Source organism: Kitasatospora sp. NPDC059747 (genome assembly GCF_042732955.1).
In the GTDB taxonomy this organism is placed as follows: domain Bacteria; phylum Actinomycetota; class Actinomycetes; order Streptomycetales; family Streptomycetaceae; genus Kitasatospora.
Genome location: NZ_JBHWGV010000014.1, coordinates 71,923 through 80,589 on the forward strand (window position 1 = coordinate 71,923; position 8,667 = coordinate 80,589).

Below are 8,667 nucleotides of genomic sequence, written 5' to 3' on the forward strand. Positions count from 1 at the left end.
GAGACGGACAGCACGCCCATCAGGGTCGACTTCCCGGCGCCGTTCTCCCCGACCACGCACGTGATCTGGCCCCTCAGCAGGTCGAGTTCGGGGAGGTCCAGCACGGTGACGGGCCCGTAGCTCTTGCGCACCGCGCGCAGGGACGCGGCCGGCCCGCCGCCGGTGGAGTCGGTCGCCCTGGTCATCCGGTGATGCCGAGTTGGGACTGCTTGGCCCGGAAGGCGTCGAGGTTGCCCTGGGTGACGACGCCGACGCCGGAGCTCAGGGTGCTGCCGTCGGATTCCAGGAACGGCTTGACGACGGCCATCGTCGCGTCCTTGCCGAGCACCTTGAGCGCGGCCAGCAGGTAGGCGCCGGTGTAGCCCTGCTGGTAGGGCGACTGGACGACGGTGGCCTGGATGACGCCCTGCTGGATGAACGTCAGGGTCTGGGCGTCGCTGTCGTCGGAGATCACCTTGACCTTGCCGGTCCGGCCCGCCGCCTGCACCGCCTGGGCGGCCGAGGGACCGTCGTAGGAGTACACGCCGTAGAGGCCGGTCACGCCGGGGTCGGTCTGGATGGCGGTCTGCGCGTTGGTCAGGGCCTTCGCCGCGTCCATGTTGTCGGCGAGCTTGTTGGCGACCTCGATGCCGGTGCCCTTCAGTGCGTCCTCGAAGCCCTGGATGCGCTCGACGGCGTTGGAGGCGGTCAGGGAGCCGACCAGCACCACCACCTTGCCCCGGCCGCCCAGTGCGGCCTTCATCGCCTCGCCGGCCCGCTTGCCGGCCTGGTAGTTCGGGGTGCCGAGGTAGAGCGCGGCACCGTCCTCGGCGGGCAGCGGCGAGTCGATGGCGAGGACCGGGATGCCGGCCGAAGCGGCGGACTGGATCGGCGACTTGACGGCCGTCGGGTCGATCGCGGAGAGCGAGAAGGCGGAGATGTCCTGCCCGCGCAGGGTCTGGAGGATCGACAGCTGCTGGTCCAGCCGGCCGTTCGCCGGGGCCTGGAAGGTGCCCTTGGCCCCGAGGTCGGCGAGCCCCTTGGTGAAGCCGGCCTTCCCGGCGTTCCAGTAGTCCACGGCGACGTTGACCACCATGGCCAGGTCCAGCTTGGACAGGTCCTTGCCCTGGAGCGCGGCCTTGAGCGCGGCGTCGAGGCGGCCGAGGTTGTCGTCGTTGAAGGTGATGTCGCCCTGGATCGCGGGCGCGGCGCCGGAAGCGCCGGAATCGCCGGCGGCGGCGGAGCCACCGGCGCCCTGCTTGCTGCAGCCTACGGCCAGGGCCAGGACGACGACCGCGGCGGAGGCGACGCGGGAGGCTCTGGACCACCGTCGGAAGGGTGCGCGCATGGATGGTTCCTCTCGATCTCTGCCGGCGGGTGGGAGAGCCGGTGGGAGGCGCGGCGAGTCCGCGCGGACGATCAGGTGTACCGGTGTTGGAGTGTGAGCGCTCACATCGCCCAGCGTCAACCACCGTGCAGCTGCTGACGGATGACGATCCGTCGGTTCACGTCCGGCGGTGCCGGTCGCGTTGGTCTGAATCCGTCGAAACCCTTGACGGGGCTCGGTCGGTGAGGGCACTGTCACCGGTCCAGGAACCCTCCACCTCCCGCCCGGGCTGAAGTGTGTCGCTGCGGGCGGGATTGTTAGCGCTCACTTTCCTGTGGCCGCGCTCAACGATGAGCAGGGAGACCCCATGAGTGACAACAACAGGACGACCCGAGGAAGCGGTGCACTGCGCCGCCTCGCCCGAGCCGGGGCGGCCCTCGCCGTCCTCGTCGGCGCTCTGGCCGGCGCCACCGCGACGAGCGGTGTGGCGCAGGCGGCCGCACAGGGCCCGTGCGACGTGTACGCCGCCGGCGGCACGCCCTGCGTTGCCGCGCACAGCACCACCCGTGCGCTGTACTCCGGCTACGGCGGGCCGCTCTACCAGGTCAGGCGCGCATCGGACCAGGCGCTCCGGGACATCGGCGTGCTGGGCACCGGCGGCTACGCCGACGCGGCCGCGCAGGACGCCTTCTGCGCCGGCACCGCCTGCGTGATCACCGTGATCTACGACCAGAGCGGTCGGCGCAACCACCTCACCCAGGCGCCCGGGGGCGGGGCCGCGTCCGGGCCGGACAACCTCGCGGACGCGACCCTGGCGCCCACCACGCTGAACGGTCACCGGGCCTACGGCGTGTACGTGGCGCCGGGCACCGGCTACCGCAACAACCACACCTCGGGCATCGCGACCGGCGACCAGCCCGAGGGGATGTACGCGATCCTGGACGGCACGCACTACAACGGCGGTTGCTGCTTCGACTACGGCAACGCCGAGACGAGCAGCAACGACACCGGCAACGGTCACATGGAGGCCATCTACTTCGGGAACATCAAGGTCTGGGGCTACGGCACCGGTCCGGGCCCCTGGGTGATGGCCGACCTGGAGAACGGCCTGTTCTCCGGGGAGGGCGCGGGCTACAACGCCAACGACCCGACGGTGAACCACCGCTACCTGACGGCCATGGTCAAGGGCGCGCCGAACCAGTGGGCGATCCGCGCCGGTGACGCCCAGTCCGGCGGCCTGTCGACCTTCTACTCCGGACCGCGGCCGAACGTGGCGGGCTACAACCCGATGCACAAGGAGGGCGCGATCATCCTCGGCATCGGCGGCGACAACAGCAAGGGGGCCCGCGGCACCTTCTACGAGGGCGTGATGACCTCGGGCTACCCGTCGGAGGCCACCGAGAACGCCGTCCAGGCCAACATCGTCGCCGCCGGATACGCCAACTCCACGGCCACCACGGGGGCGTTGCGCGGCACCGGCTCGGGCAAGTGCCTGGACGTCCCGAACGCCTCCGCCACGGCCGGGACGCAGGCGCAGATCTACACCTGCTGGGGCGGGGCGAACCAGGCCTGGACGCGCACCGCCGACGGACAGCTCACGGTGAACGTCGCCGGCAGCACGCTGTGCCTGGACGCGTACGGCGGCGGGACGGCCGACGGCACCAAGGCGGTGACCTGGCCCTGCAACGGCGGTGCCAACCAGCAATGGCGCTTCAACGCCGACGGCAGCGTCACCGGCGTCCCGTCCGGCCTGTGCCTGGACGTCGCCGGGGCGGCCGTCACCGATGCCACGGCCGTCCAGCTGTGGACCTGCTGGGGCGGCGACAACCAGAAGTGGACCCTCGGGTAGCACCCACCCCGGCCGGGCCCGGGCTCCACGCCCCCGCCGACCCCGGGCCCGCTCCCTGTAGGTCCAGGGGGGCGGGGGAGCGTGGGAAGCGGCGGCCGTGCCGGAGAGGGGCGGGCGTGCGAACGTCCTTGCCCGGGAGCGGTGCGGGTATCGCCGAGTGGCCGATGAGCCCGGCCGAAGCAGTGGAATCGGTGCCGGTCCGCGTCGAGGTCCGCTATGCCGACGGCCGTGTGGCAGCGCTCACCAGCCCGATCGTTCCGGGCTGCGCACGACTCCGCGTGTTCGGTCACCGAACGCGACCGGCCGACCCGATAGGGCGACGATCTGCGGCATCTGCCTCCATGGCGGGCTTGTGAGCGCTAACTTGGCAGTATCGGCAGGTGTCGGCGCCCTGAAGGGCTGGTATGAAGGGGAGCCGCCTGTCGAACCGAAGGTGACGGATTGGCCTGGACCTGGTCGCGTACTGTGGTCCAGAGCCGAGGAGGGGACTGCCAGTGGGAACCGACAGCACCGGGACTGAACAGCGCCAGCCCGTGATGGCGGACGTGGCGAAACTGGCGGGTGTCTCCCACCAGACGGTGTCCCGGGTGCTCAACGGCGCCCCGCACGTCCGGCCCGACACCCGGGACCGGGTGCTGGCGGCCATACGGGAGCTGGACTACCGGCCCAACTCGGCCGCTCGCGCGCTGGTCACCCGCCGCTCGCAGACGCTCGGCGTGGTCAGCTTCGACTCGACCCTCTACGGCCCCGCGTCGATGCTGGACGGGATCGAGCGCGCCGCGCGGAGCGCCGGGTACTTCGTGAGCGTGACCAGCCTGCGCTCCCTGGACGGCCGTTCGGTCCAGGAGGCCGTCGACCGGCTGCGCGACCAGGGAGTGGAGGGCGTCGTCGTGATCGCGCCGCAGACCTCCGCCGTCAGCGCGGTGGCCCGGCTCTCCAGTTCCGTGCCGCTCGTCGCCGTCGGGTCGGGCAACCAGACCCAGGTGCCCATGGTGTCGGTGAGCAACCGCTTCGGTGCCGGCGAGGCCACCGGACACCTGCTCGACCTCGGCCACCGCACCGTGCACCACGTGGCGGGGCCGGCCAACTGGCTGGAGAGCCAGGACCGCGAGGAGGGCTGGCGGCTCACGCTGAAGGCGGCCGGGGCCCCCGTGCCGGAGGTGCAACGCGGCGACTGGAGTGCCCGCTCGGGCTACCAGGCCGGTCTGCGGATCGCCGGGCTGCACGACGTCACCGCCGTCTTCTGCGCCAACGATCACATGGCCCTCGGCCTGCTGCGCGCCCTGCACGAGGCCGGCCGGTCGGTCCCCGAGGAGATCAGCGTGGTCGGCTTCGACGACATCCCGGAGGCTGCCTACTTCACCCCGCCGCTGACCACCGTCCGGCAGGACTTCGGGGAACTCGGCCGCAAAGCCCTGGAACTGCTCGTCGGGGAACTGGAGGGCGTGGCGTCCTCCCAGACCCATGTGCAGATCGCCCCGGAGATGGTGCTGCGCCATAGCGTCGGCCCCGCCGGGCGCTGGTGATCCGGTAGCCGGAGCGAGGGGCGGCGCACCACGCCGGGGCGCGGTCGTGCGCTCGACCGCCCCTCGGCTCCCGGCCCTGCGGATGTAACCTGCCTTGACAGCGCATATGTTAACGCTAACAATTCCTGTGAGCGCTAACAAACAGCGCTCCTCAACTCCGCCGGCGGGCAACGACATCGCCTCCGTCCGTCCGCCGGCGGTCCTCCTTCCGCCCTCCTCCGACGGAGCCGGCGGAACGGAGCCTGTCGCCGGTGCGCTCCGCCCTGCCCCGGATTTGGACCGCACCGGCGACAGGCGACAACACCGCCCTCCCGCACGAAGGATGAGGAAGTGACCGTGATTCCTGCCGCCCGGGACTCGGAGGGATACGTCGTCGGCATCGACTTCGGCACCCTCTCCGGCCGCGCCGTGGTGGTCCGCGTGCGCGACGGCGAAGAGGTCGGCACCGCCGTCCACGACTACCCGCACGCCGTCATCGAGCGCGAGCTGCCCGGCACCGGCCGGCCGCTCCCGCCCGACTGGGCGCTCCAGCACCCCGCCGACTGGCGCGCCGTGCTGCGCACCGCCGTTCCGGCGGCGCTCGCCGACGCCGGCATCGACGCCGCCCAAGTCATCGGCATCGCCACCGACTTCACCGCCTGCACGGTCCTTCCGGTGCTCGCCGACGGCACCCCCCTGGCGGAGACGGCCGACTGGGCGCCGTACCCGCACGCGTGGCCCAAGCTCTGGAAGCACCACGCCGCCCAGGGCCAGGCGGACCGGATCAACGCCCTGGCGCACGCCCGCGGGGAGAAGTGGATCTCGCGGTACGGCGGCCGGATCTCCGCCGAGTGGCAGTACGCCAAGGCCCTGCAGGTCCTGGAGGAGGACCCGGCCGTCTACGCCGCCTGCGCCCGCTGGATCGAGGCCGCCGACTGGATCGTCTGGCAGCTCACCGGAGCCGAGAGCCGCAACACCTGCACCGCCGGTTACAAGGGCATCCACCAGGACGGCAGTTACCCGAGCGAGGACTTCCTGGGCGCGCTCCACCCGGGCTTCGGCGACTTCGCGCGCACCCGCCTGGAGCACCCGCTCGCCCCGCTCGGCTCCCGGGTCGGTTCCCTCACCGCACAGGCGGCGCAGTGGACCGGTCTGCCCGAGGGGATCGCCGTGGCGGCCGGCAACGTCGACGCCCACGTCGCCGCGCCCGCCGCACGGGCGGTCGACAACGGCCAGCTCCTCGCCATCATGGGCACGTCCACCTGTCACGTCGTCAACGGCGCCACGCTGGCGGAGGTCCCCGGCATGTGCGGCGTCGTCGAGGACGGCATCGTCGCCGGCTCCTACGGCTACGAGGCCGGCCAGAGCGCCGTCGGCGACATCTTCGCCTGGTGGCTGCGCCAGGGCCTGCCCGCCGACTACCTGGCCGAGGCCGAGCGGAACGGCGAGGACCCGCACCAGCTCCTCACCCGCAAGGCCGCCGCCCAACCCGTCGGCGCCCACGGCCTGGTGGCGCTCGACTGGATGAACGGCAACCGCTCCACCCTGGTCGACCACCACCTCTCTGGAGTGATCGCCGGGCTCACCCTGGCCACCCGCCCCGAGGAGATCTACCGCGCCCTGCTGGAGGCCACCGCCTTCGGCACCCGCGTCATCGTCGAGGCCCTGGAGCTGGGCGGCGTCCCCGTCACCGAGTTCGTCGTCACCGGCGGCCTCAAGAAGAACGAACTGCTCATGCAGATCTACGCCGACGTGCTGCGCCGCCCGGTGTCGGTCGCCGAGTCCGAGCAGGGACCGGCACTCGGCTCGGCGATCCACGCCGCCGTCGCCGCCGGGGCCCACCCCGACGTCCGGACCGCGGCCGCCGCCATGGGCCGGGTGCGCGCGGCGGCGTACCGGCCGGACCACACCTCCGCCGACGTGTACGACCGGCTCTTCGCCGAGTACCGGGCCCTGCACGACCACTTCGGCCTCGGTGCCGACAAGCTCCTGCACCGCCTGCGCGCCATCCGCAACGCCGCCCTCACCCCATCGAGCGAGGCCCTGTGAACGCGACCACCGACCTCATCCGCCAGCAGGTCAGCGAGCTCCACCAGGAACTCGTCCGCTACGGCCTGGTGGTCTGGACAGCGGGCAACGTCTCCGCCCGGATCCCCGGCGAGGACCTGCTCGTGATCAAGCCGAGCGGCGTCCCCTACGACGAGCTGTCGGCGCAGAACATGATCGTGTGCGACCTGGACGGCAACGTCGTCGAGGGCGACCACTCGCCCTCCTCCGACACGGCCGCCCACGCCTACGTCTACCGCCACATGCCCGAGGTCGGCGGGGTGGTCCACACCCACTCCACGTTCGCGTGTGCGTGGGCCGCCCGGGGCGAGGCCGTGCCCTGCGTCCTCACCGCCATGGCCGACGAGTTCGGCGCCGAGATCCCGGTCGGCCCCTTCGCACTGATCGGGGACGACTCGATCGGCCGGGGCATCGTGGACACGCTCAAGGGCCACCGCTCGCCCGCCGTCCTGATGCAGAACCACGGCGTCTTCACCATCGGCAACGACGCCAAGGCCGCCGTCAAGGCCGCCGTGATGTGCGAGGACGTGGCCCGCACCGTCCATATCTCCCGGCAGCTCGGCGAGCCGCTGCCGATCGCCCAGGCGGACATCGACAGCCTCAATTTCCGCTACCAGAACGTCTACGGCCAGCCCCCGAAGGCCCGGTAAGGAGTCACCCCCATGACGTCACTCGCGGGACGCGAGATCTGGTTCCTGACCGGCAGTCAGGGACTCTACGGCGAGGAGACGCTGCGGCAGGTCGCGGAGCAGTCGCAGCGGATCGCCGGTGCACTGGGTGCCGACCCCGGCCTGCCGGTCGAGATCGTCTGGAAGCCCGTCCTCACCGATGCAGCCGCCATCCGCCGCATCTGCCTGGAGGCCAACGCCGAGGACCGGTGCATCGGCCTGATCGCCTGGATGCACACGTTCTCCCCGGCGAAGATGTGGATCGCCGGCCTGGACGCCCTGCAGAAGCCGCTGCTCCACCTGCACACCCAGGCGAACGTCGAACTGCCCTGGCAGTCCATCGACATGGACTTCATGAACCTGAACCAGGCCGCCCACGGCGACCGCGAGTTCGGCTACATCCAGTCCCGCCTCGGCGTCGCCCGCAAGACCGTCGCCGGACACGCCACCGACCCCGCCGTGACCGCCCGGATCGCCTCCTGGGCCCGCGCCGCCGCCGGCCGCGCCGAACTGCGCGGCCTGAAGCTCGCCCGCTTCGGCGACAACATGCGCGACGTCGCCGTGACCGAGGGCGACAAGGTCGAGGCCCAGCTCCGCTTCGGCGTCTCCGTCAACACCTACGGCGTCAACGACCTGGTCGCGGCGGTGGACGCCACGGCCGACGCCGAGGTCACCGAACTCGTCAAGGAGTACGAGGACAGCTACCACCTCGCGGCCGAGCTGCGGGTCGGCGGGGAGCGCCACGAGTCGCTGCGCTACGCGGCGCGGATCGAGCTCGGCCTGCGGAGCTTCCTGGAAGAAGGCGGCTTCAAGGCCTTCACCACCAACTTCGAGGACCTCGGCGGGCTGCGGCAGCTGCCCGGACTGGCCGTGCAGCGGCTGATGGCCGACGGCTACGGCTTCGGCGGCGAGGGCGACTGGAAGACCTCGACGCTGCTACGCACCCTCAAGGTGACCGCCACCGGCCTGGCCGGCGGCACCTCCTTCATGGAGGACTACACCTACCACCTGGAACCCGGCCACGAGCTGATCCTCGGCGCGCACATGCTGGAGGTCTGCCCGAGCATCGCGGCCACCACCCCCTCCTGCGAGATCCACCCGCTCGGCATCGGCGGTCGCGAGGACCCGGTCCGCCTGGTCTTCGACGCCGAGCCCGGCCCTGCGGTCGTGGGGGGGCGTGGGGGACAGGGGGGACCGCGGCGGGCGGGTGCGGTCGAGCGAGGAGGTGGGGGGGCGCGGGGGGGCGCGGCCCCACCACGCGGGGGGCGCGGG

General features: G+C 72.0%; 7 protein-coding genes. 5 read left to right on the forward strand and 2 right to left on the reverse strand.

Annotated elements, in window-relative coordinates:
- A partial coding sequence (locus ACFV4G_RS09020; protein ID WP_380438068.1) for an ATP-binding cassette domain-containing protein occupies positions 1 to 185 on the reverse strand: 185 nt, incomplete at its 3' end.
- A complete protein-coding gene (locus tag ACFV4G_RS09025; RefSeq protein ID WP_380438070.1) occupies positions 182 to 1,327 on the reverse strand; it encodes a substrate-binding domain-containing protein in 1,146 nt (381 codons plus the stop codon). The genes ACFV4G_RS09025 and ACFV4G_RS09020, both read right to left, overlap by 4 nt.
- Before the next feature lie 346 nt (positions 1,328 to 1,673).
- Between ACFV4G_RS09025 and ACFV4G_RS09030 the strand changes: the two genes are divergently transcribed.
- The 5 genes from ACFV4G_RS09030 to araA form a co-directional block, all read left to right on the forward strand.
- The gene (locus ACFV4G_RS09030) at positions 1,674 to 3,155 is read left to right on the forward strand and encodes an arabinofuranosidase catalytic domain-containing protein (RefSeq protein ID WP_380438072.1); all 1,482 of its coding nucleotides are present in this window, start codon (positions 1,674 to 1,676) and stop codon (positions 3,153 to 3,155) included.
- A 494-nt stretch (positions 3,156 to 3,649) separates the two neighbouring features.
- Positions 3,650 to 4,681, forward strand: coding sequence for a LacI family DNA-binding transcriptional regulator (locus ACFV4G_RS09035; protein WP_380438074.1), 1,032 nt, complete (start codon positions 3,650 to 3,652; stop codon positions 4,679 to 4,681).
- A gap of 330 nt (positions 4,682 to 5,011) precedes the next feature.
- On the forward strand, positions 5,012 to 6,709 hold the full coding sequence (locus tag ACFV4G_RS09040) for a ribulokinase (protein WP_380438076.1): 1,698 nt from the start codon (positions 5,012 to 5,014) through the stop codon (positions 6,707 to 6,709).
- Positions 6,706 to 7,377: an L-ribulose-5-phosphate 4-epimerase gene (locus ACFV4G_RS09045; protein ID WP_380438077.1), complete on the forward strand. Its 672-nt coding sequence runs from the start codon at positions 6,706 to 6,708 to the stop codon at positions 7,375 to 7,377. The genes ACFV4G_RS09040 and ACFV4G_RS09045 overlap by 4 nt, the downstream gene beginning before the upstream one ends.
- A 12-nt stretch (positions 7,378 to 7,389) precedes the next feature.
- On the forward strand, positions 7,390 to 8,667 hold a 1,278-nt coding region (araA, locus tag ACFV4G_RS09050), incomplete at its 3' end, for an L-arabinose isomerase (RefSeq protein ID WP_380438079.1).

Excerpts from the sequence above, each read along its gene's own strand:
- ACFV4G_RS09030 (WP_380438072.1), top strand. The coding sequence starts at position 1,674 with ATGAGTGACAACAACAGGACGACCCGAGGAAGCGGTGCACTGCGCCGC.
- ACFV4G_RS09025 (WP_380438070.1), bottom strand. The coding sequence starts at position 1,327 with ATGCGCGCACCCTTCCGACGGTGGTCCAGAGCCTCCCGCGTCGCCTCC.